Source organism: Promicromonospora sp. CA-289599 (assembly GCF_050936155.1).
GTDB lineage: Bacteria > Actinomycetota > Actinomycetes > Actinomycetales > Cellulomonadaceae > Promicromonospora.
Map to the genome: position 1 here is coordinate 3,675,526 of NZ_JBNJNI010000001.1, position 21,592 is coordinate 3,697,117.

Annotated in this window: 22 protein-coding genes and 1 riboswitch; of the genes, 10 read left to right on the forward strand and 12 right to left on the reverse strand. The window is 70.8% G+C overall.

The genetic code is table 11. The features are described from left to right. Positions 1-31 precede the first annotated feature (31 nt). Genes ACQEVI_RS16285 through ACQEVI_RS16295 form a run of 3 tightly spaced genes read left to right on the forward strand, consistent with a single transcriptional unit; the run spans position 32 to position 3,144 of the window. A complete protein-coding gene (locus ACQEVI_RS16285) occupies positions 32-1,381 on the forward strand; it encodes an extracellular solute-binding protein (protein ID WP_432900636.1) in 1,350 nt (449 codons plus the stop codon). Between the two features lie 3 nt (positions 1,382-1,384). After that, positions 1,385-2,260, forward strand: a complete 876-nt coding sequence (locus ACQEVI_RS16290; protein WP_432900638.1) for a carbohydrate ABC transporter permease — start codon at positions 1,385-1,387, stop codon at positions 2,258-2,260. Then, the gene (locus ACQEVI_RS16295) at positions 2,260-3,144 is read left to right on the forward strand and encodes a carbohydrate ABC transporter permease (RefSeq protein WP_432900640.1); all 885 of its coding nucleotides are present in this window, start codon (positions 2,260-2,262) and stop codon (positions 3,142-3,144) included. Before ACQEVI_RS16290 ends, ACQEVI_RS16295 begins: the two co-directional genes overlap by 1 nt. Positions 3,145-3,185: 41 nt before the next feature. Here the strand turns inward: ACQEVI_RS16295 and purU are convergent, their stop codons facing one another. Together purU and ACQEVI_RS16305 are read right to left on the reverse strand one after the other, a co-directional pair. Beyond that, on the reverse strand, positions 3,186-4,046 hold the full coding sequence (purU, locus tag ACQEVI_RS16300; protein WP_432900642.1) for a formyltetrahydrofolate deformylase: 861 nt from the start codon (positions 4,044-4,046) through the stop codon (positions 3,186-3,188). Positions 4,047-4,055: 9 nt separating this feature from the next. Continuing rightward, positions 4,056-4,691 (reverse strand): N-acetyltransferase family protein, encoded by a 636-nt coding sequence (locus ACQEVI_RS16305; RefSeq protein WP_432900643.1) that lies wholly within the window; start codon positions 4,689-4,691, stop codon positions 4,056-4,058. An 88-nt stretch (positions 4,692-4,779) separates the two neighbouring features. Here ACQEVI_RS16305 and ACQEVI_RS16310 point away from each other — a divergent pair, with 88 nt between their 5' ends. Next, positions 4,780-5,304: a GNAT family N-acetyltransferase gene (locus ACQEVI_RS16310; protein ID WP_432900645.1), complete on the forward strand. Its 525-nt coding sequence runs from the start codon at positions 4,780-4,782 to the stop codon at positions 5,302-5,304. A 1-nt stretch (position 5,305) separates the two neighbouring features. Here the strand turns inward: ACQEVI_RS16310 and ACQEVI_RS16315 are convergent, their stop codons facing one another. The 3 genes from ACQEVI_RS16315 to ACQEVI_RS16325 form a co-directional block, all read right to left on the reverse strand. Beyond that, positions 5,306-5,698: a PPOX class F420-dependent oxidoreductase gene (locus ACQEVI_RS16315; protein ID WP_432900647.1), complete on the reverse strand. Its 393-nt coding sequence runs from the start codon at positions 5,696-5,698 to the stop codon at positions 5,306-5,308. A gap of 38 nt (positions 5,699-5,736) precedes the next feature. Next, positions 5,737-7,221, reverse strand: a complete 1,485-nt coding sequence (locus ACQEVI_RS16320) for an NAD(P)/FAD-dependent oxidoreductase (protein WP_432900649.1) — start codon at positions 7,219-7,221, stop codon at positions 5,737-5,739. Between the two features lie 74 nt (positions 7,222-7,295). Continuing rightward, a complete protein-coding gene (locus tag ACQEVI_RS16325) occupies positions 7,296-8,108 on the reverse strand; it encodes a hypothetical protein (protein WP_432900651.1) in 813 nt (270 codons plus the stop codon). A 144-nt stretch (positions 8,109-8,252) separates the two neighbouring features. Beyond that, a riboswitch (ZMP/ZTP riboswitch) is annotated at positions 8,253-8,339 on the forward strand. Between the two features lie 95 nt (positions 8,340-8,434). Here ACQEVI_RS16325 and glyA point away from each other — a divergent pair. From glyA to ACQEVI_RS16345, 4 genes are all read left to right on the forward strand, one after another. Beyond that, positions 8,435-9,715 carry a serine hydroxymethyltransferase gene (gene glyA, locus ACQEVI_RS16330; RefSeq protein ID WP_432900653.1) on the forward strand — a complete coding sequence of 427 codons (1,281 nt, stop codon included), beginning with the start codon at positions 8,435-8,437 and terminating at the stop codon, positions 9,713-9,715. 81 nt (positions 9,716-9,796) lie between these two features. Next, positions 9,797-10,681: a bifunctional methylenetetrahydrofolate dehydrogenase/methenyltetrahydrofolate cyclohydrolase gene (locus ACQEVI_RS16335; RefSeq protein ID WP_432900654.1), complete on the forward strand. Its 885-nt coding sequence runs from the start codon at positions 9,797-9,799 to the stop codon at positions 10,679-10,681. Positions 10,682-10,819: 138 nt separating this feature from the next. Beyond that, positions 10,820-11,455, forward strand: coding sequence for a flavin reductase family protein (locus ACQEVI_RS16340; protein ID WP_432900656.1), 636 nt, complete (start codon positions 10,820-10,822; stop codon positions 11,453-11,455). Positions 11,456-11,535: 80 nt separating this feature from the next. Then, a complete protein-coding gene (locus ACQEVI_RS16345) occupies positions 11,536-12,018 on the forward strand; it encodes a VOC family protein (RefSeq protein ID WP_432900658.1) in 483 nt (160 codons plus the stop codon). A gap of 5 nt (positions 12,019-12,023) precedes the next feature. On the opposite strand, the gene ACQEVI_RS16350 is transcribed toward ACQEVI_RS16345, so the two are convergent. Both ACQEVI_RS16350 and ACQEVI_RS16355 read right to left on the reverse strand, forming a co-directional pair. Beyond that, entirely contained in the window at positions 12,024-12,692 is a 669-nt protein-coding gene (locus ACQEVI_RS16350; RefSeq protein ID WP_432900660.1) for a trimeric intracellular cation channel family protein, read from the reverse strand. A gap of 93 nt (positions 12,693-12,785) precedes the next feature. Next, a complete protein-coding gene (locus tag ACQEVI_RS16355; protein WP_432900662.1) occupies positions 12,786-13,514 on the reverse strand; it encodes an alpha/beta fold hydrolase in 729 nt (242 codons plus the stop codon). 179 nt (positions 13,515-13,693) lie between these two features. Here ACQEVI_RS16355 and ACQEVI_RS16360 point away from each other — a divergent pair, with 179 nt between their 5' ends. Next, a complete protein-coding gene (locus ACQEVI_RS16360; protein ID WP_432900664.1) occupies positions 13,694-14,518 on the forward strand; it encodes an exodeoxyribonuclease III in 825 nt (274 codons plus the stop codon). A 135-nt stretch (positions 14,519-14,653) separates the two neighbouring features. Next, positions 14,654-14,917, forward strand: a complete 264-nt coding sequence (locus ACQEVI_RS16365; protein WP_432900666.1) for a GlsB/YeaQ/YmgE family stress response membrane protein — start codon at positions 14,654-14,656, stop codon at positions 14,915-14,917. 68 nt (positions 14,918-14,985) lie between these two features. On the opposite strand, the gene ACQEVI_RS16370 is transcribed toward ACQEVI_RS16365, so the two are convergent. The 5 genes from ACQEVI_RS16370 to ACQEVI_RS16390 form a co-directional block, all read right to left on the reverse strand. Further along, positions 14,986-16,164 (reverse strand): ABC transporter permease, encoded by a 1,179-nt coding sequence (locus tag ACQEVI_RS16370; RefSeq protein ID WP_432900668.1) that lies wholly within the window; start codon positions 16,162-16,164, stop codon positions 14,986-14,988. Next, on the reverse strand, positions 16,161-16,922 hold the full coding sequence (locus ACQEVI_RS16375; RefSeq protein ID WP_432900670.1) for an ABC transporter ATP-binding protein: 762 nt from the start codon (positions 16,920-16,922) through the stop codon (positions 16,161-16,163). The genes ACQEVI_RS16370 and ACQEVI_RS16375 overlap by 4 nt, the downstream gene beginning before the upstream one ends. Further along, positions 16,919-18,004 carry a secretion protein HlyD gene (locus tag ACQEVI_RS16380; RefSeq protein WP_432900672.1) on the reverse strand — a complete coding sequence of 362 codons (1,086 nt, stop codon included), beginning with the start codon at positions 18,002-18,004 and terminating at the stop codon, positions 16,919-16,921. Before ACQEVI_RS16380 ends, ACQEVI_RS16375 begins: the two co-directional genes overlap by 4 nt. 172 nt (positions 18,005-18,176) lie before the next feature. After that, positions 18,177-19,406 carry a galactokinase gene (galK, locus tag ACQEVI_RS16385; RefSeq protein WP_432900674.1) on the reverse strand — a complete coding sequence of 410 codons (1,230 nt, stop codon included), beginning with the start codon at positions 19,404-19,406 and terminating at the stop codon, positions 18,177-18,179. Between the two features lie 21 nt (positions 19,407-19,427). Next, positions 19,428-21,503 carry a beta-galactosidase gene (locus ACQEVI_RS16390; protein WP_432900675.1) on the reverse strand — a complete coding sequence of 692 codons (2,076 nt, stop codon included), beginning with the start codon at positions 21,501-21,503 and terminating at the stop codon, positions 19,428-19,430. Positions 21,504-21,592: the final 89 nt, after the last annotated feature.

Consider the following 21,592-nt stretch of genomic DNA (forward strand, 5'->3'; position numbering starts at 1 on the left):
TGCCGGACTTCGCACGACGCAAGGGAGCTTCATGCGCACGGCACGATTCTTCGTCGCACCCGTCACGGCAGTGGCACTCGCCCTCTCGCTCGGTGCCTGCGGCTCGGGCGGAGGCGGCTCCGACGACGGCACGATCAAGGTCGCCTACCAGAAGTTCGGCAACTTCACGCAGGCCGACGAGCTGTTCAAGGACGTCAAGGCCGACTTCGAGAAGGCGAACCCGGACGTCACCGTCGAGCTCGTGCCCATCGAGGCGCAGCAGAACGACTACTTCACGAAGCTCGCGCTGATGAACCGGTCGCCCAGCACCGCGCCCGACGTCATGTACGAGGACACGTACATGATCAAGTCCGACGTCGAGGCCGGATATCTCCAGCCGCTGGACGACTATCTCGCTGAGTGGGACGAGTGGGACCAGTTCGTCGACAGCGCCAAGGAAGCCGGCGCGGGCGACGACGGCAAGACCTACGGCGTCTCCATGGGTACCGACACCCGCGGCCTCTGGTTCAACAAGGACGTGCTCGCGAAGGCGGGGCTGCCGGAGGACTGGGCGCCGAAGTCCTGGGACGAGCTGCTCGAGGCGGCCAGGGCCATCAAGGAGTCCGACCCCGACGTCGTGCCGTTCAACATGTACTCCGGCAAGCCGCAGGGCGAGGCGGCGGTCATGCAGGGCTTCGAGATGCTGCTGTACGGGACGGGCGACACCCTCTACGAGGACGGCAAGTGGGTGCTCGGCTCCCAGGGCTTCGTCGACGCCCTCGGCTTCGTCGGCACGGTGTTCTCCGAGGGCCTCGCGCCCACACCGCAGCAGGCGCTCGACACCAACATCGGCAACACGGTGCAGGCCGAGTGGCTGCCCGAGGGCAAGGTCGGCATCGCGCTCGACGGTTCCTGGGTGGCCGGCAACTGGCTCGACTCCGGCGTCGCGCCGTGGCCCGAGTGGTCGGAGAAGATGGGCGCCGCGCCCATGCCGACCCAGGACGGCGCCGCGCCCGGTGCGGTGAGCATGTCCGGCGGCTGGACCCTCGCCATGGGGTCCGGCTCCACGAACCCGGATGCCGCGTTCGAGTTCATCTCGATGGCCCTGAACCGCGAGAACTCCCTCTGGTTCGACGTCGCGAACAGTCAGATCGCCGTACGGACCGACGTCGCGGAGGACCCCGAGTACACGAAGACCAACCCGACCACCGAGTTCTTCACCGGCCTCGTCGACGTCACCCACTTCCGGCCCGCCACCTCGGACTACCCGAAGGTCTCCAACGAGATCATGGTCGCGATGGAGTCCGTGATGACCGGGCAGCAGACGCCTGAGGAGGCTGCTGCGGTCTACGACGAGGCCGTCACCGGCATCGTCGGCGAAGAGAACACGACCCAGGGCTGACCTGTGGCCGTCACGTCCCGCGGCGCGGCGCGGGTGATCCCACTCGCGCCCGCCGTCGTCCTGCTCGTGCTCTTCATGCTCGGCCCGGTGGTGTGGTCGTTCTACGGCTCGTTCACGAACGCCGCGCTCACCGGACCCGCCGCTCTCAACCCGGAGTGGATAGGGCTCGACAACTACACCGCCCTGTTCGGCGACCCGGACTTCCCGAAGTCGCTGTGGCTGACCGTCGTGTTCGTGTTCCTCTCCGCGGTGGTGGGGCAGAACATCATGGGCATCCTGCTCGCCGGGCTGCTGCGCTCGGCGGTCAAGCCCGTGCGGTCCATCGCCTCGACGGTGGTGGTCGCCGCCTGGGTGCTGCCCGAGATCGTCGCCGCGTTCGCCGCGTACGCGTTCTTCCACTCCGAGGGCACGCTCAACGCCATGCTCGGTGGCATCGGGATCACCGGACCCGACTGGCTCTACTCCACCCCGATGCTCGCGGTGATCGTCGCGAACATCTGGCGCGGCACCGCCTTCTCGATGATGGTCTACTCGGCGGCGCTCGCCGAGGTGCCGCCGGAGCTCACCGAGGCCGCACAGCTCGACGGCGCGAACGGGCTGCAGCGACTGGCGTGGGTGACCCTGCCCGTCATCCGGCGCAGCATCTCGACCAACCTGATGCTCACGACGCTGCAGACCCTCTCCGTGTTCACACTGATCTACGTGATGACCGGCGGCGGCCCGGGCACCGACAGCTCGACGCTGCCGATCCTGGCGTACCAGGAGGCGTTCAAGTTCGCGCAGGTCGGCTACGGCACGGCCATCGCGACGGTGATGATCATCGTGGGCGCGGTCTTCTCCGTGATCTACATCCGCGCGCTCCGACCGGAGGTGGACTGATGACGGACACGATGACGAGGCCCGCCGCATCGGCCAGGGGCGGCGCCGGCCAGCTGGCGGGCCCGCGCGCCAAGGCCACCAAGGTGGCCGCGAACGTGGTGCTGCTCGTGATCGCGCTGCTGTTCGTGCTCCCGATGGCATGGGTGCTCGTCGCGTCGTTCGACGCGGAGGCGACGCTCTCCTTCGGCCTGCCCGACGCCGTGACGACCGCCAACTTCTCCGCGATCCTGACGCCGGAGCTGACCTGGCTGCCGCTGTGGAACGCGTTCGTGCTGTCGGCGGGTTCCGGGGCCATCACGGTGGTCGTGGCGGTGCTCGCGGCCTACCCGTTGTCGCGCTACCGCATGCGGTTCGGCAAGTACTTCCTGTACTCGGTGCTGTTCGGGACGTGCCTGCCGATCACGGCGATCATGGTCCCGGTGTACGCGCTGTTCGTGCAGCTCAACCTGCTGGACTCGCTGCCAGGGACCATCTTCTTCATGGCGGCTACCTCGCTGCCCATGGCGATCTGGATGACCAAGAACTTCATGGACTCGGTGCCGATCTCGCTGGAGGAGGCGGCATGGACGGAGGGGGCGTCCGCGATGCAGGCGCTGCGCCGCGTGGTGCTCCCGCTCATGCGGCCGGGCATCGCGGTGGTGTTCATCTTCGTGTTCGTGCAGGCGTGGGGGAACTTCTTCGTCCCGTTCGTGCTGCTGCTCTCCCCGGAGAAGCAGCCGGCAGCCGTGAGCATCTTCGCGTTCTTCGGCCAGTACGGGAGCGTGGCGTACGGCCAGCTCGCGGCGTACTCGCTGCTCTACGCCGCGCCGGTCCTGGGCCTGTACGTCCTGGTCACCAGAATCTCGGGCTCGGCGTTCGCCCTGGCGGGCGCGGTCAAGGGCTGACGCGCCGCGGACCGCCCTGCCCACCGCTCGCGGCGGCGCAGTCAGCGGAAGACGACCGTGCGGCGCCCGTCCATCAGTACCCGGCGCTCCGCGTGCCAGCGGACGGCGCGCGCCAGCGTGCGCCGCTCGACGTCCTCGCCGATGCCGACCAGATCCTCGACCGTGCGGGAGTGGTCGACGCGCTCGACGTCCTGCTCGATGATCGGGCCCTCGTCGAGGTCGCCGGTCACGTAGTGGGACGTGGCGCCGATGATCTTGACGCCGCGGTCGTGCGCCTGCCGGTACGGGCCCGCGCCCTTGAACGACGGCAGGAACGAGTGGTGGATGTTGATGATCTGCCCGCTCAGGTCGCGGCACAGCTCGTCGGACAGGATCTGCATGTACCGAGCCAGCACGACCACCTCGACGTCCAGCTCCTTGACCAGGTCGCGGAGCCTCGCCTCCGCCTCGGGCTTGGTGTCCTTGGTGACCGGGACGTGGTGGAACGGCTTGCCGTAGAACGTGGCGATGTCCTCGAGGTCGCGGTGGTTGCCCACCACGCCGACGACATCGATCGGCATGCGCTGCGAGCGCTCGCGGTACAGCAGGTCGACGAGGCAGTGCGCGGCCTTGGACACCATGATCAGCGTGCGGATCCGCCGGCCGACGACGTCGAGCGTCCACGTCATCGTGAACCGGTGCGCCACCTGCGTCATCGCGGTGGTGAGCTCGTCGCGGGACGCCGTCGACTCGACCTGCACGCGCATGAAGAACAGGCCCGACGTCGGGTCGCCGAACTGCTGCGACTCGGTGATGTTCCCGCCGTGCTCGGCAAGCATTCCCGCGACCGCGTGCACGATTCCCGGCTGGTCCGGGCAGGACAGGGTGAGGATCCAGTGGGTGGCTGCGGTCGCGTCGTTCACGCGGTCAGGCTAACCCGCCGCGGCCGAGGCGGCTCCGCCGTCCGCGGTGAGCTCCTTGCGCATCACCCAGCGTCGCCTGCCGCCGCTGACACCGCTGGTCTCGGCCGCGCGTTCGAAGCCCGCCTCCTCGAACATCCGCACGGTCCCGACGTACCCGCTGATCACGTCGACGCGGTCGGGGCCGACGTCGGCCGGGTAGCCCTCGACCACCTCGGCGCCGTGCGCCCGGGCGTGCTCGACCGCCCCGGCGAGGAGATCGTGCATGAGCCCGCGCTTGCGGTACCCCGCGCGGACCACGAAGCAGACCGCCACCCAGGCGTCCCGTTCGTCGACGAACGGGATGGTGCGTGAGTTCATGAGCCGGCGGTACGTGGAACCGGGTGCGATCGAGCACCAGCCCGCCACGACGTCGTCCACGTAGACCAGCACACCGGGGCCGGGCTCGCTCTCGCAGAGGTCCCGCATGTAGCCGGGACGCTCGTCGTTGCTGGCCCGGCTGTCGCGGTAGCTCATGCACCAGCAGCCCCCGCCGCCCGGTTTCTTGACCCCGACCACCTCGGCGAAGTCGTCGAACCGACCGACGGCGGGACGCACCTCGATTCGCGGGCGGGCCTCCGCCGTCTGCTGGGCTCCTGATCTCCCCATGCCCTGAATCTATGCGGAGCCGCTGACACGACCATCTGTACCGCGAACACCGTCGACCCGGGTGCGCCAACTCTGCCACCATGGACCCATGAGCAACTCCACCACGACGATCGCGCTGGTCGAGGACGACCACGCGGGCGAGCTCCTCACGTTGCGGCGCGCCGCGTTCGTGACCGAGGCCCAGCTGTACGACGACCCCCACATCCCGCCCCTGACCCAGACGCTCGCCGAGCTGCGGGACGACCTGGCCCGCGACGACGTCGTGACCATCGGCGCGTGGGAGGGCCACCGGATGATCGGCTCGGTGCGCGTCGAGATCGAGGGCGAGAAGGCGACGCTCGGCCGGCTCGCCGTCGCGCCGGACAAGCAGGCCCGCGGCATCGGCACCGAGATGCTCTTCGCGGTGCTCCCGTACCTGCCGGAGCAGACCAAGGAGATCTGGGTCTTCACCGGCAAGGACTCGAAGCAGAACCTCGCGATGTACACGAAGCACGGTTACGAGGAGCAGTACGACAAGGCGGCGGGCGACCTGACGTACACCTACCTGCGGCGCGTGCTGGGTGCCGCGGGCGCGCAGAGCGTGCCCCAGGACAGCACCCCAGGACAGCTCTGAGTCAGTAACCCCAGGCGTGGTAGGACTCGATCTCCAGCCACGCGTCGAACCGCGGGTTCTCGCGGTTCGGGTACGGGCTGCCCGTGTAGTGGGTCGCGAGCCGGTCGATGCCGGCCAGGCTCTCGTCGGGCGTGATCGTCACGCGGCCCTGGATGCTGATGTGCCGGTACCAGGTGTCGCCGTCGAGCACCGTGAGGGAGACGCGCGGGTCCGCGCGCAGGTGCTCCAGGCGCTTGCGGGTGCCGTCGAGGTTGAGCAGGACCCGGCCGTCGTCGTACAGGTACCAGGTGGCCACGGAGACGGGCGCGCCGTCGGGCTGGACGGTCGCCATGACGGCGGGATTCGGCTGGGCGAGGATCTTCGCGATGTTCTCGGGGACCGGGGGCGTGGCCACTGTGTGCTCCTTCGACGTCGGACGGTCCGAGCAGCCAATCAGGTATCGAGGCCCAGGCCAAGCGTGTCGAGCGACCGGAGCAGCAGGTTGCGGCGTCCGTCCTGGTGGTCTGCCCGGTCCAGGGCCAGCCGCGTGGCCCGGATCCCGGCGGCCGCCACCGGTTCGGGCGGGAACCGCACAGGCAGCTGCCGAACGATCCGGAGCCCCGTGCGTTCGGTGTCGGGGGCGCCGTCCATGACGTCGAGCCGGTCGAGCATCACCTGAGCGGCGAAGTGGCCGGCGCCGGCGCCGAGCCCTGCCAGCCCTCCGGTGTGCTGCACGCGACCGCCCGCGGCCTGCGCGAAGTACGCGCCCGGCCGCGTGGCCGTGTCGACGGTGCCCGACCACCTGTGCGTGAGCCGGATGCCCTCGAGCTGCGGAAACGTGGTCAGGAGGTGCTCGGTGAGCCGCCGGAACGTCGCGGGCCGGTCCTCGTACGTCCTGCTCATGCGCCCGCCGTAGTGGTAGACGGCGTCGTGGCCGCCGAAGACTATCCGGTCGTCCGCCGTGAGCCGGTAGCGGTGGGACCGGTTCGCCAGGTCGGCGAGACCCTGCCTGCCGCGCCAGCCGATGGCGCCCAGCAGGTCGGCGGGCAGCGGCTCCGTGGCGATCGCCGACGTGTAGACGGGCACCGTGTGGTGGCGGTAGCGCCGGAGCAGCGGGGGGAACGCACCGGTCCCGAGCAGCACGCGGTCCGCCAGCACGCTTGCCTCACCGCCGGGCGAGAGGGTGCGCAGCACGACGTCGTGCGCGCCACGGCGCGGCGGGACGAGGGCGGTCACCCGGGTGTGCTCGAAGATCTCCACGCCGAGCTCGCTCGCGGCCCGCGCCAGCTCCGCGGCCAGCCGTGCGGGGTGCACCAGCGCGGCGTCGTCGGGCCGGACCAGACCGGCCTCATAGGTGGGGCTCGCCACCTCGGCGCGCGTCTTCGCCCGGTCGAGGAAGGTGTGCGGGGCGCCGGTGCGGGCGGCCCACGCGGCGGCGTCGAGCAGCCAGTCGATCTGGTGCGGCTCGATCGCGAGGTCCACGATGCCGGTGCGTTCCCACTGGCAGTCCAGGCCCAGGGCGTGCACCGTCGCCCCGATGGCCGCGAGGTTCTCGTGGCCGAGCCGGCCCAGGAGAGTGTGCTGGCCGGGTTCGGCACGGCGGTCCGGGGCGTCCGGCGGGCGGCCGTGCGTGAGGTTCGCCCCGCAGAACCCACCGTTCCGGCCCGACGCGGCCCAGCCCACCGATCGGGCCTCGACCAGCACGACGCGCGCCCCGGGGTGACGCTGCTTCGCGCGGAGCGCGGACCACAGGCCGGTGTACCCGCCGCCGACCACCGCGATGTCGGCCCGGACCGGAGCGGACAGCGCCGGACGGCTCGCCCGCTCACCCAGGTCGTCCAACCAGAACACCGCGTGGTGCGTCATGCCCAGCGCGTGGTCGACGACGGCGCGGGCCGGGACGTTGCGCTCGAAGACGGTCTGGTGGAGACGTGCCATACGGCGAATCTAGCCAATGTCCGGTGACTGCCGGTTTCGCCGGGATGAGCGTCAGATGACGGTGCAGGTCAGGCTCAGGCGCCGAGGCAGATCGTCTCGTAGCTGCGCTGCGCGTCGAAACCGAGCGGGAGCTCGTCCTTGGTGCCCTCTGGGCACTCGACACCCCCGACCATCAGGCCGGTGACCGGGCGCGCGCCGTCGGACGAGCAGGCCAGCTCGGCACCGTCGCCGTCCACGCAGTCCCCGATCACGAGCTGCCCGCCACCCATCCCTGGGTCACCCGGATGGTCGTCGGACAGGTTGCGGGCACAGACCGCCTGGGTCTCCCCGCCGGCATTGCCGTCCTTCTGGAAGACGACGTCCGTGCCCTCCGGGCAGTGCAGCTGGCCCACCGACACGGCGTCCTGGATGTCGAGGACAGTGACGGTGGCAGCCGGGTCGTCGCAGGACAGCGCACGGTAGGTGGTCGTCTCCGCCTCGGCGTTCTCCGCGGCCGTGCTCTCCGCGGCCGGGTCGGGTCCGGCACACGAGTCGACCGCCCAGGTCGCGGTGGGCTCCTCGGCGGAGTCGGGGCCGAAGAAGTAGAAGCCGACGGCGCCGATGACGGCCGCGGCCACGAGGAACGCGACGATCGCCCAGACCCGGTCCCGCCTGCCGCTCTTCCGGCGACGGCCGCCATCGTCGCCGGTCCCTACAGGGCCGGTGGACGGCCAGCCGGGCTCCGGCTCCTGACCCGAACCGGGGCGGGCAGGGAACTGGCCCGACGGTGGTCGGCTCGCCGCGAACGGGCCGGACGGCGGCTGACCGCCGTTCCACGGGCTGTCCTGGCGGCGCGGGTCCGGCTGGTGTTCCGGAACGCCGGCGTCCGGTGACACGGGGTAGGGCATGGGCCGCACCATAGCCACGTCCTGCTGAATCGCGAAAGGGTCTCAGGTACTTTCCTTGCAATACCGGGCTTTTCGCTCCGCATCGTCGAGGACGGGATCACCGGGCGGTCGTCGAGCACGGGATCGTACCCGCCGCTGCTACGATCTTCGGGTCGCGACTGGCGTCAGGTGGATCACCACCGGGGAGCGACGAGTCATGCCGACGAGGGGTCGTTCGCCTGGGCCCCGGGTCACCTCGCGAAGGTGTGCGCCCGGGCAGTCGTGTCGTGGTGCGTGCGCTTTCCACCGCCGTCCGACAATCCCCGTCCCGCATGAATCGAGGAGCTATGAGCGCATCGACTCCCGACCCGCTCTCCACCCCGCTCGCTGAGCTCGACCCTGAGATCGCCGCCGTCCTGGACGGAGAGCTGGCCCGCCAGCGCGACACTCTCGAGATGATCGCGTCCGAGAACTTCGTGCCGCGTGCCGTCCTGGAGGCTCAGGGTTCGGTCCTGACGAACAAGTACGCCGAGGGTTACCCGGGCCGCCGTTACTACGGCGGCTGCGAGCAGGTCGACATCGCGGAGAACCTCGCGATCGCCCGCGCCAAGGACCTGTTCGGCGCCGAGCACGTCAACGTCCAGCCCCATTCCGGCGCCCAGGCCAACGCCGCGGTGCTGCACGCCCTGATCAACGCCGGTGACAAGATCCTCGGTCTGGAGCTGGCCCACGGCGGCCACCTCACGCACGGCATGAAGATCAACTTCAGCGGCAAGCTGTACGACGTCGGCGCCTACGGCGTGGACCCGGAGTCCTACCGCATCGAGATGGACGAGGTGCGCAAGAAGGCGCTGGAGCACCGCCCCGACGTCATCATCGCCGGCTGGTCCGCCTACCCGCGGCAGCTCGACTTCGCCGCGTTCCGCGAGATCGCCGACGAGGTCGGCGCCAAGCTCTGGGTCGACATGGCGCACTTCGCCGGGCTCGTGGCCGCCGGCCTGCACCCGTCCCCGGTGCCGCACGCCGACGTCGTCTCCTCGACGGTGCACAAGACGATCGGCGGGCCGCGCTCCGGCTTCATCCTCTCCAAGGGTGAGTACGCCAAGAAGATCGACTCCGCGGTGTTTCCTGGCCAGCAGGGCGGCCCGCTCATGCACGTGATCGCCGCCAAGGCGGTCTCGTTCAAGGTCGCGGCGACCGAGTCGTTCAAGGACCGCCAGGAGCGCACGCTGCGGGGAGCCTCGATCATCGCCGAGCGCCTCTCCCAGCCGGACGTCGCGGCAGCCGGTGCCTCCGTGCTGACCGGCGGCACCGACGTGCACCTGGTGCTCGTCGACCTGCGCAACTCAGCTCTCGACGGTCAGCAGGCCGAGGACCTCCTGCACGACGCCGGGATCACCGTGAACCGTAACGCCGTCCCGTTCGACCCGCGTCCGCCGCGCGTCACCTCGGGCCTGCGGATCGGTACGCCTGCGCTCGCCACGCGCGGGTTCGGCGACGCCGAGTTCACGGAGGTCGCCGACATCATCGCGACGGCCCTGAAGAACGGCGCGACAACGGACGTGGACGCCCTCTCGGCCCGCGTGGCAGCCCTGACGACAAAGTTCCCGCTCTACCCGGGTCTCTGACAATTCCGCTGAGTGCTGGGTATTTGCCCATCTGAACTGTTTCAGAGGGCAAATACTCAGCACTCACCGAGGGAGGTATGTGTGAGCGCTCAGATTCTCGATGGGAAGAGTGTTGCCTCGGCCATCAAGGGCGAGCTGAAGGAACGGGTCGCGGCGCTGCGTGAGCGGGGCGTCGTGCCCGGGCTCGGCACGCTGCTGGTCGGCGACGACCCGGGGTCGCAGTGGTACGTCGCGGGCAAGCACCGCGACTGCGCCGAGGTCGGCATCGCGTCGATCCGGGAGGATCTCCCGGAGACCGCCACGCAGGAGGAGATCGAGGCCGCGGTACGTCGGCTGAACGAGGACCCGGCCTGCACCGGGTACATCGTCCAGCTCCCGCTGCCGAAGGGCATCGACACCAACCGGGTGCTCGAGCTCGTCGACCCCGACAAGGACGCCGACGGTCTGCACCCCACCAACCTGGGGCGGTTGGTGCTGCGGGTCAACGAGGAGGTCACCTCCTCGCTGCCGTGCACCCCGCGCGGCATCATCGAGCTCATCGAGCGGTACGGCATCAAGCTCGCGGGCAAGGAGGTCGTCGTGCTGGGCCGCGGGACCACGGTCGGCCGGTCGATCGGCCTGCTGCTCACGCGGCGTGCGGTGAACGCCACGGTCACCCTGACGCACACCGGCACGCAGGACCTCGCCGGGCTGGTCCGGCGGGCCGACGTCGTCGTGGCCGCCGCGGGCGTCAAGGGCATCGTCTCCGGCGACATGGTGAAGCCGGGCGCCGTGCTGATCGACGTCGGTGTCTCCCGCGAGACCGACCCGGAGACGGGCAAGTCGCGCGTGGTGGGCGACGTGTCGCCCGAGGCCGCGAAGATCGCGGGCTGGGTGTCGCCCAACCCGGGCGGCGTCGGCCCGATGACCCGCGCGATGCTCCTGTCCAACGTGGTGGACTCGGCGGAGCGAACGCTGACGCTCTGACGGCGCGGCCCGACGTCGGCCCGCGTTGACCACAGCGGCTGCTGCCAGGATCTGCCGGATCCTGGCAGCAGCCGCTGTGCTCAACGCCGTGGCCGAAAGGCGCCAGACCTGGCCAGGGCCGGGCGGCAGGGTGGGGGTATGCACAGGACTCTCGATCTCAAGGTCATGTACTTCGGCACGCCGGTGGTGCTCGTCTCGACCCGGAATCCGGACGGGACGGCGAACCTCGCGCCGATGTCGTCCGCCTGGTGGCTCAACGACCACTGCGTGCTGGGCCTCGGCGACTCCGCTCGGACCGCCGCGAACCTGCACCGTGAGCAGGAGTGCGTGCTGAACCTCGTCCCGTCCGGCATGGTCGACGTCGTGGACCGGCTCGCGCTCACCACCGGGTCTCCCGAGCTGTCGCCGCGCAAGGCGGCGATGGGGTACGAGTTCGTCCCGGACAAGTTCGCCAGGGCCGGCGTCACCGAGCAGGCATCCGACCTGGTGCGGGCGCCCCGGGTCGCCGAGTGCCCGGTCCAGCTCGAGTGCGCACTGGTGCAGGAGAGCGTGCTCGGCTCGCCGGGCTCCGGAGCGGCGGTCTTCCAGGTGCGCGTGCTGCGCAGCCACGTCGCCGAGGGGCTGATCATCCCGGGGACGCACTACGTGGACCCGGTGGGCTGGGACCCGCTCATCATGAAGTTCTGCGAGTTCTTCGGCGAGGGCTCGGCGGTCCGGCCTTCGCGCCTGGCCGAGGCGTGGGAGATGCCGCACGCCGGGGTGCTCACCCGTTGACGCCGATGAGTTTCCGGACGGCGCCGGGTCGGAGTAGGTGAAGGGACCGACGACGGTCCCCACCGACTCAGGAGGACACGATGGCTACCGTTCGAGCGCATCTCTGGTTCGCGAACAACAACGCCGGCGAGGCGGCCGCGTTCTACGCCGAGCACATCCCCGGCTCGTCGGTGGACAACGTCGTGAAGGCGCCGGACGACGCGCCCGGTGCCGAGGCGGGCACCGACTTCGTCGTGGAGTTCACGGTGGGCGGGCTGCCCGTGACCGGGCTGAACGCAGGCCCGCACTTCACGCTGAACGAGGCGTTCTCCTTCTACCTGTCCGTCGAGGGCCAGGAGGAGGTCGACCACTACTGGGACCTCCTGACCGCCGACGGCGGCGAGCCCGGCGCCTGTGGCTGGTGCAAGGACAAGTTCGGGGTCTCGTGGCAGGTCATCCCCAAGGAGCTCGAGCAGCTGTCGGGCACCTACTCGACCCCGGCCGAGATCGCCACGATGAACGCGATGCTCAAGATGGGCAAGATCGACGTCGCCGCGCTGCGGGCGGCGCACGACGGGGCGTAGGTCGCTCAGCGCCGCCTGCGCCCCGTCGTGCGCCGCACGACAAGTGCCTGCTGCTCGGGGAACCTCCAGCCGTACCGTACGGCGAGCAGGCGCACCACGGTGGTGAGCACCACTGCGGCGACGGCGGCCCACAGCACGGGTACCCCGAGCGTCATGAGCGCCACGAGCAGTGCTGCGCCGCCGGCCGCCGCGACCGCATAGAGCGACCCGACGTGCAGCAGAGCGACCGGGAGGTTGAGGGTGACGTCGCGGAGCACGGAGCCGCCGACGGCCGCTGCCGTACCGACGAAGATCGCGGGGACGGCGGGCACCCCCAGAGCGAGGGCCTTCGAGGTGCCGATCGCGCCGAACAGGCCGATGACGACGGCGTCCAGCGGCAGGATGATCGGGTCGAGGCGAGCGAAGATCCGCTGCAGCGACAGCCCGGCCAGGGCAGTGACCGCCGCGACAAGCACGTACCAGGGCCCGTAGATCACCACCGGCGGTTCGCCGAGCAGGATGTCGCGCAGCAGGCTCCCGCCGAGCGCTACCCCGATTCCGACGAGCACCGTGCCCAGCACGTCGATGCGGCGGTCGGTGAACGCGCCGGCGAAGAGGGCGCCCTGGAGTGCGCCCAGCGCCACCGCCGCGAGCTCGGCCCAGAGCGGGATCCCGAAGGGGATGATCGTGTCCATGCGGGTGCTCGTTCTCCGTGCTCGTTCTGTGCCTCGTGCCCGCTGCCGGTCCCGTCCGCTCCGTGCGGAGCGTGTCGGGACCGGCGAGACGGGTCAGCGCGCGGTGGACCGTGCGGCCTCGAGGATCACGTCCGTCACGGACTCCGGCCGGGAGACCGTCACGGCGTGCGAGGCGTCGACCTCGACGAGCGTGGCGGCCGCGCGATCCGCCATGAAGCGCGAGAGCTCCGCGGGGACGGCCAGGTCCTTCGTGGCAGCGAGTACCCACGACGGGATCGACTTCCAGGCCGCGGCGCTGGCCTGCGCCTCGAAGGCGGCGAGCCCGAGCGGACGCTGTGTGGCCGCCATGTGCTCCGCCGTGGTCGCGTCGACGTCGCCCGCGAACAGCTCGTGGAACTGCGCCGGGTCGATGTAGAGCTCCGTTGCCGTCCTGCCGTCGGGCGTGGTGTACGGGAACGGCTGCGCCGCGCCGCCGAGCCTGGCCCCGGGGAACTTCTCGACGAGGTCAACGAGGCTCTCGCCGGGCTCCGCGAGGAAGCTCGCGACGTAGACCAGGGCGGTCACGTTCGAGTTGCCCTCAGCCGCGTGGCTCATCACGTGCCCGCCGTAGGAGTGGCCGGTGATGACGACAGGTCCGTCGATCGTCTTCAGCACGTCACGCAGGTACTGCGCGTCCTGCTCCAGGTCGCGGAGCGGGTTGGCGACCGCGATCACGCGGTGGCCGGCCGCGCGGAGCGCCGTGATCGAGCCGTTCCAGCTCGACGAGTCGGCGTAGGCGCCGTGGACCAGGACGATGGTCTGCTTCGTGGCGGTGGTGTTCATGATGCCCTCTCTCGGATCGGTCCTGCTTCGTCGAAGACTTCTGTCTTCGTCCCCCCGCGTAACGCATCGTGAATGCAATATATTGCATGTTGGCCGACGAGGCGAGGGTGAACCGAGACACAGCAGCCGCGCGGAGCGCGTGACCGGACCGTGTCAGGGGCTCCGGTTAGGCTTCCCGGGTGCCTCTGATCGTCGCTACAGCCAATGTCAACGGGATCCGTGCCGCCGTCCGCCGCGGCATGGATTCCTGGATCGCCACCCGAACGCCGGACGTGCTGCTGCTGCAGGAGGTGCGCGCCCCCGACAAGGTGGCCCGCGAGCTGCTCGACGGCTGGCACGTCGCGCACGCCGAGTGCGAGGTCAAGGGGCGCGCCGGGGTGCTCGTGGCATCCCGACTGCCGCTCGGCGAGGTGCGGACGGGCCTGGCGGCCTACGGGCCGGACGGCGAGGTCGAGGCCGGCGGCGACACCGGCCGTTGGATCGAGGCGGACATCGAGCTGCCCGACGGCGGGACGTTCACCGCCGTCTCCGCCTACCTGCACTCCGGGTCCACGAACCCGGGCCAGGAACACACGATGGTGGCCAAGTACGCCTACCTGGAGAAGGTCACGGCGCGCCTGGCGGAGCTCTCCACGGCGCGGGCCCCGGCGGTGGTGGCGGGCGACCTCAACATCGCCCACCAGAACGCGGACATCAAGAACTGGAAGGGCAACCTGAAGAGCGCGGGCTTCCTGCCGGAGGAGCGGGCCTACGTGACCCGTTGGCTCGACGAGCACGGCTGGGCCGACCTCGGACGGGTGCACGCCGGCGACGGTCCCGGCCCGTACACGTGGTGGTCGTGGCGCGGCGCGGCGTTCGACAACGACTCCGGCTGGCGCATCGACTACCAGCTCGCGAACAAGGCGCTCGCGGGTGCGTGCCGCAAGATCGAGGTCGACCGTGCGCCCACCTACGCGGAGCGCTGGAGCGACCATGCCCCGCTGGTGGCCACCTACGAGCTCTGAACTGCCCTATCTCTCAAGAGATGAAATATCTCTAGAGCCTGAACCTGGCCAGCACGGTGCGGCGCCCGGTAGGGTCCGCCCACCGACGGACCGCATTATCGGCCAAGCGGGCCGCACGATCGAAGGGACAACGCTGTGGGAATCATCGGGTGGATCCTCATCGGCTTGATCATGGGCGCCATCGCGCGCGCCATCCTGCCCGGCAAGGCCAAGGGCGGCTGGCTCATCACACTGGTCATCGGGGTGCTCGGGGCTCTCCTGGGCGGCTGGCTCGGCGGCGAGCTCTTCGGCGTCCGGACCAACGACTCCTTCTTCTCACTGACCACCTGGTTGTGGGCCCTCATCGGGTCGCTGCTCGTGCTGGCCATCTGGGGCGCGGTCACGGGCAGGAAGCGCTGAACTCTGACCCCGTCGCTGGTCGAGCTCGTCGAGACACGTGTCTCGACGAGCTCGACCAACGGTGGGCGTCAGTAGCGGATCGCGTCGATCACCTTGACGCGCACCGCGTAGATCGCCGGGATCAGACCGGCGAGCGCTCCGATGCCGATGGCACAGGCCATGCCCACGAGAGCGGCGTCGAACGGGAAGCCCGGCAGGTCGTCGATCGGGCGGCCGAAGATGAGGTCGATGGGGATGTTCTTGATGATCGCCACGGCGATCACCACACCCACGACGCCGGCCACGGTGGTCGCCACCACCGACTCCATGAGGACGCCGAAGAACACCCGGCCGCTCGTGGCGCCGAACGACCGGCGGATGCCGATCTCCCGGATCCGGTAGCGCACGGTGACGAGCGCGATGTTGAGCAGTCCGAGCCCGCCCAGCAGCAGCGCGAACCCGCCCACACCGAGCACGAGGTACTGCAGCACCCGGTCGATCGCGAAGACCTCGACCGGCGGCTTCTGGACGTCGAAGGGCACGCCGGCCGCCGCCAGGTCGCGGGGCAGCACCTCGGCGAACTGGCCGGCCAGCTCCGGCGGAACCCAGAACCGGTAGCCGTCGGCCGTGACCCGGTTCGGGAACCAGCGAATCGCCTGGTCGAACAGCATCATGGCCCGCGGCTCCTCACCGTTCCACTGCACGGGCACCTCGCCGATCACCGTGGCGGCGACCGGCGTCTCGCCCTCGATCACCACTGACGGGTGCGCGCTTGCGGGGGCGCCGTCGGCATAAGCGTTCAGGAAGGCCCGGTTGACGACGAGCACGGGGGCCAGCCGCTCGCTGTCGGAGTCGGTGAACCACCGACCGTCCTCCATGTCCTGGCGGGTGATGGTCCCGCTGTCGACGTCGACGGCGGACCAGTCGACGTAGGTGCCGGTTTCCGCCCCGCGGACCCGCAGGTCGGCGGTGGCGCGCACGGAGTAGTACGAGATCTGGTGCCGGTCGGCGACGCCGTCGACCACCGCGTCCACCTCGGCCGCCGACATCGTGCCGCCGCCCATGGACCACGCCTCCAGGGTGGTGTCCCGGCCGCCCATGCGTTCGGTCTCCTCCTGCATGGCCTGGCCGACCATCGTCACCGCCGCCGAGATGCCGGTGATCGCGGTGACGGCGCAGGCGACGCCGATCAGTGCGAGCAGCACCCGCACCCGATGGATCCGCAGTTCGTCCCAGGCCTCGATGATCGCCCCGACGACGCCGGTCATGCGGTCAGTCCGGCGGTCTCGGCGACGGCGATGGTGGCGTTCTCGGCCACCGGCACGGGGGCGTCGAGGTGGATGGGGACCAGGACGCCGTCGGCCAGCCGGAACTGCCGGTCCGCGCGCGCCGCGATCGCCAGGTCGTGCGTGATGGTGACGAGGGCGGACCCGGTCTCGTTCGCGGCATCGTCCAGGAGGGTCATGATCGCCTGGCCGGTCTCGACGTCGAGGGCGCCGGTCGGCTCGTCGGCGAGGATGACGCGCGGCCCGCGGACGAGCGCCCGGGCGATGGCCACCCGCTGCTGCTCACCGCCGGAGAGCTTCTCGGGACGGGTGTCGAGCCGTCCGCCCAGACCGACCCGCTCCAGCGACTGCGCGGCGAGCTTGTTCCGGTTCCAGAACTGCTTGCCGCGCGCGTACAGCAGGGGCGCCGCGACGTTCTCGAGGGCCGTGCGGCCCTGGAGCAGGTTGAACTGCTGGAACACGAAGCCGAAGTCGTCGCCCCGGCGCCGGGCGAGGGCCCGGCTGCGCAGGCGGCCGACGGGCTCACCCTCCAGCAGGTACTCGCCGGACGTGGGGGAGTCGAGCAGGCCGAGGATGTTCAGCAGCGTGGACTTGCCGGTGCCGGAGCGGCCGACGATGGCCACGTGCTCACCAGGGCCGACCGTCAGGTCGACGCCGCGGAGGATCTCGAGGGTGCTGCCGTTCGGCAGCTCGACGTGCCGGGTGACGCTCTGCAGGTCGACGAGGGGGGCGGGGGTCATCCGAAGCACTCCTCCTCGAACGCCTGCATGGTCTCCATGTCGCCTTCCATGGACGCCTGGTCGTACGCGGACGTGTCGTCGCAGTTGACGCCGCCCTCAGTACCGTCGTCGATCGGCGTGAACTCGAGGATCTGCTCACCGGCCTTCAGGCCCTTGGTGATCTCGACTTGCAGGCCGTCGGTGAGGCCCAGCGCCACGTTGCGCGCCTCGGGCTCCGCGCCCTCCTCGGCGACCGTCCACACCTTGCCGCTCTGCGAGGTACCGAGCACCGCGCTGATCGGCACCACGACCACGTCCTTCGCGTTGCCGTTGGTGATCTCGATCTCGCCGCCGAGACCGGAGAACGCCTTGATCTTGGCCGGGATGGCGCAGCGGACGGAGCCGGTGGCCGCCTCGGGGGCCTCCTCCATGACCAGTTCGTCGCCGCCGCTGGCACCGGCGCCGCCACCCGCGGCCTCGCCGATGGTGAGCCCGGTGCAGGTGAACGGCGCCGGACCGCCCTTGAGCGTCACCTCGGCCGTGCCGGTTGCCCCGACGAGCCGGTACTGCTGGTCCGCGGTGAGCGTGCCGGAGACGGAGAGAGTGCCGGGAGAGACGGTGCCGATGGCCTCGCCGACCGTGACCGCCTGGTCCTTGAGCACAAGGATGTCGACCGTGCCGGTGACCGGCGCGAGGATCGAGGTCCATGTGACCTTCGGCTCCTGCTCGGTGATGGTCTCCTCACCGGTCTCCTCGTCGACCTCGACGACGGGCTCGACGGCCTCCTCGCTCTTGATCCACAGGACGCGCGTGTCCTTGTCCACCTTCTTGTCGTCGACCTCGATCTCGGCGATGACACCGTCGGCGGTGGCCTTGATCTCCACCGGCGGGTCGGTGACCACGGAGCCCGGGACCGTCACCGAGTTGGTGACGGACCCCTTCTCGACGGCGATCACCGACTCGGTGATCTCACCGGTGGGCTGGAGCGCGTCCGGTGGGTCGAGCTCAGCGCCCTTGAGGGCCAGCACGACGAGCGCTGCGGCGATCACCGCCCAGATGATGATCCGGACGGTGGGGAAGACGTACTGGCGGACGGCACCCATGGGGGCTCCTCGCGGCGGCGCTTGACGGAGATCGAACTCTGCGGACTGGTAGCCCGGGGACATTAGCGCAGGTCGCCGACGAGACGGGATGAAAGTAGCGGGTGAATACGGGGCCTCGCGGTCGAGCTCGTCGGGACGGGGTCCCGACGAGCTCGACCAGCGGAGACGGCGGTCAGGCCGCCGGTGCGGAGGGCGGCGCCAGCAGGAACGCCGGGGCCGTGAGGCCGGCGTCGGCGAAGGCGTCCGCCACGGCCTGGGCGACCGCGTCGACGTCGGCCCGGTCGACCAGCGCGATCGCGCTGCCGCCGAACCCGCCGCCGGTCATCCGCGCGCCGAGCGCACCGGTCGCCATCGCCGTGTCGACGACGAGGTCGAGCTCACGGCAGGAGACCTCGTAGTCGTCCCGCAGGGAGACGTGCGAGGCCAGCATGAAGGGGCCGACGTCGGCCGCGCGGCCCTCCCGCACCAGGTTCGCGAACCGCGCCGTGCGGTCGGTCTCCGACACGACGTGCCGCACCCGGCGACGCAGGACGCCGTCGGCGTCGTGCGGCTCGAGCTCGGCCAGCGCCCGGTCGATGCCCATGCCGCCGAGGGCCGGCGCGATCTCGCGGAGGGAGTCCAGGCCGAGCAGCTTCGCGGCCTGCTCGCACGCCGCGCGACGGGCGCCGTACTCGCCGTCGACGTGCGAGTGCTCGGCCTTGGTGTCGACCACGAGGAGCGTGAGCCCGGCCGTGTCCAGGTCGAACGGTACGGGCACGCCCGACTCCAGGGCGCTGAGCCCCGGGCGGAAGTCGAGCAGCAGCGCATGACCCTCGCGGCAGCGCAGCGACGCCGACTGGTCGAGACCACCCGTGGGTGCGCCCGCGATCTCGTTCTCCGCACGGCGGGTCGCGTCGACCAGCTCGGAGCGCCCGGCGTCGGACGCGGCGAGGCCGAGGCCCGCTACCGCGTCGAGGGCCACCGCGACGGAAGCCTCCAGGGCTGCCGACGAGCTCAGCCCGGCCCCGAACGGTACGCACGAGTCGACCGCGGCATCGAAGCCGCCGATCTTGTGGCCGGCCTCGGCCAGGGCCCAGGCGACACCGGCGACGTAGGCGCCCCAACCGCTGGCGCCGGGAGCGATCTCGGAGAGGTTCGCCCCCCATACGCCCTCCGCCTGCGCCGATACCAGGCGGACCCGGTCGTCCTCACGCGGTCGCAGCGCGATGAACGTGCGGTGCGGCAGCGCCGTGGGCAGGCAGAGCCCGGCGTTGTAGTCGGTGTGTTCACCGATGAGGTTGACCCGGCCCGGGGCGGACCAGACGCCCTCGGGGGAGCCCTCGAACGAACTGGTGAAGAGCTCGTCGACCCGGCGCGCGCCTTCCTCGACGGGCCAGGCTTCGAGCCACTGCGGTTCAGTCATGGGAACTATTGTCTCTCGCCGTCAGCGGGTGGTGGTACGCAGCACACGGACCGCACCCGCGGGGACGTCGGCGGAGCCCGCGAAGGCGTCGCCGGTGAGCAGGTCGGTGGCAGGTCCGCCAAGGGGCAGCTTCACCTCGCCGTCCGTGTGATTGATCGCCACCGTGTAGGTGGCGTCCTCGCCGGTCCGGCGCACCACCTCCAGTCCCTCCACGGTGCCCGACGGCGCCAGGCCGGCGCTCGCGTACACGTCGGTCATGACCGTGGCCAGGGCCTCGACGTCCAGGTTCGTCGACACGTACCAGCCGGTCCCCGCGCCGTGCCGGTGGCGGGTGATCGCCGCGCCGCCCGGCTTGGGGCCGTCGATGTAGGACCCGACGGGCTCAGCCCCGTGGAGCACGAGATCGTCGGCCCAGACCGTGCCGGGGAGCTCCGTGCTGTCGGTGGTCGCGGCGCCGGCTCCCGCGGCCCCCGCCCGGTAGGTGACGGTGAGCGCCTCGCCGTCGCGCAGCGGGAGGAACTCCTCGACCTGCACGCCGAGCGCATCGCGCAGCGGAGCCATGAAGCCGCCCGGGTGCACGGCGTCGTGCTCGTCGACGATGCCGCTGAAGTAGCTGACCAGCAGCGTGCCGCCGGCCGCGACGTACGCCGTGAGGTTCGCCGCGGCCTCGGCCGTGAGCAGGTACGACGCCGGGGCGACGACCAGCTTGTACCCCGACAGGTCCTGGCTCGGACGGGCCAGGTCGACCGTGTGGCCGTCCCGCCAGAAGCGGTCGTAGTAGGTGTCGACGCGCTCGCGGTGGCGCGCGCCCTCGCTCGGCCGGAACTCGAGGTCCTGCGCCCAGAACGACTCGTAGTCCCACAGCAGGGCCACGTCCGCCGTGACCCGTGAGCCGCGCAGCTCGCTCAGCCGGCCGAGGTTCGCGCCCAGCTCCGTGACCTCGCGCCACACCCGCGACCCCGTGCCGGCGTGCGGCAGCATCGCCGAGTGGAACTTCTCCGCGCCGGACCGGGACGCGCGCCACTGGAAGAACATGATCGCGTCCGCGCCACGCCCCAGGTGCGCGAACGAGTTGCGGGCCAGCTCCCCGGGCCGCTTGGCGACGTTGCGCGGCTGCCAGTTCACCGCCGACGTCGAGTGCTCGAGCAGGAGCCACGGCTTGCCGCCCGCGACGGACCGCGTGAGGTCGGCTGCCAGGGCGAGCCCCACGTACCCGCGTGGGTCGGCGGCCCGCAGGTAGTGGTCGTTCGAGACGAGGTCGACCTCCTTGCCCCAGGCGAACAGGTCGGTGGACGGGCAGCTCGCCGCCATGAAGTTCGTGGTGACCGGCGCGGAGGAGTACGCGCGGACGGCGTCCCGCTCGGCGACGAAGCAGGCGCGCAGGGCGGCGTCGGAGAACCGGGCGAAGTCGAGCTGCTGGGCCGGGTTCACGGCCTCGGGCGCCGCGGCGGGGACCTGGACGTGCTCCCAGTCCGCGTAGTGCTGACCCCAGAACGCGGTGCCCCAGGCGGCGTTCAGGGCGTCCAGCGAGCCGTAGCGTTCGCGCAGCCACTCGCGGAACGCGCGCTGGGCGTGCACCGAGTAGTCGAGGGCGACGGGAGCGCCGTACTCGTTGTGCACGTGCCACCCGACGACAGCGGGGTGCGCGCCGTAGCGCTCGGCCAGCGCGACGGTGATGCGCAGGGCCGCCGTGCGGTATGCCGGGGCGGTCGGCGCCATCAGGCCGCGTCCGCCCGGGCCCATGGGGGTGCCGTTCCGGTCGACCACGCGGGCGTCCGGGTGCGCGGCATACAGCCACGCGGGCGGGGCCGCCGTCGGCGTGGCGAGCAGCACCCGCACGCCGCCGTCGTGCAGCAGGCCGATGATGCGGTCCAGCCAGGCGAAGTCGAACTCGCCCTCGCGCGGCTCCAGCAGCGCCCAGCTGAAGATGCCGAGGCTGACGAGGTTCACGCCCGCCTCGTTCATCAGCCGGACGTCCTCCGCCCAGACCTCCTCGGGCCACTGCTCCGGGTTGTAGTCGCCGCCGTAGCCGATCTGCTCGACGTCGGTCAGCCACCCGTCGTACTGCGGTCCGGGGATGAAGGAGGTCTGGGGCATGAGGGGTCCTTTCGAGGGTTTGGTCGTGAGCGCGATCGTCGTGACTGCACGCCCTTTTCAGGCGCAGTGGTCGCGCCCACGACCAGGAG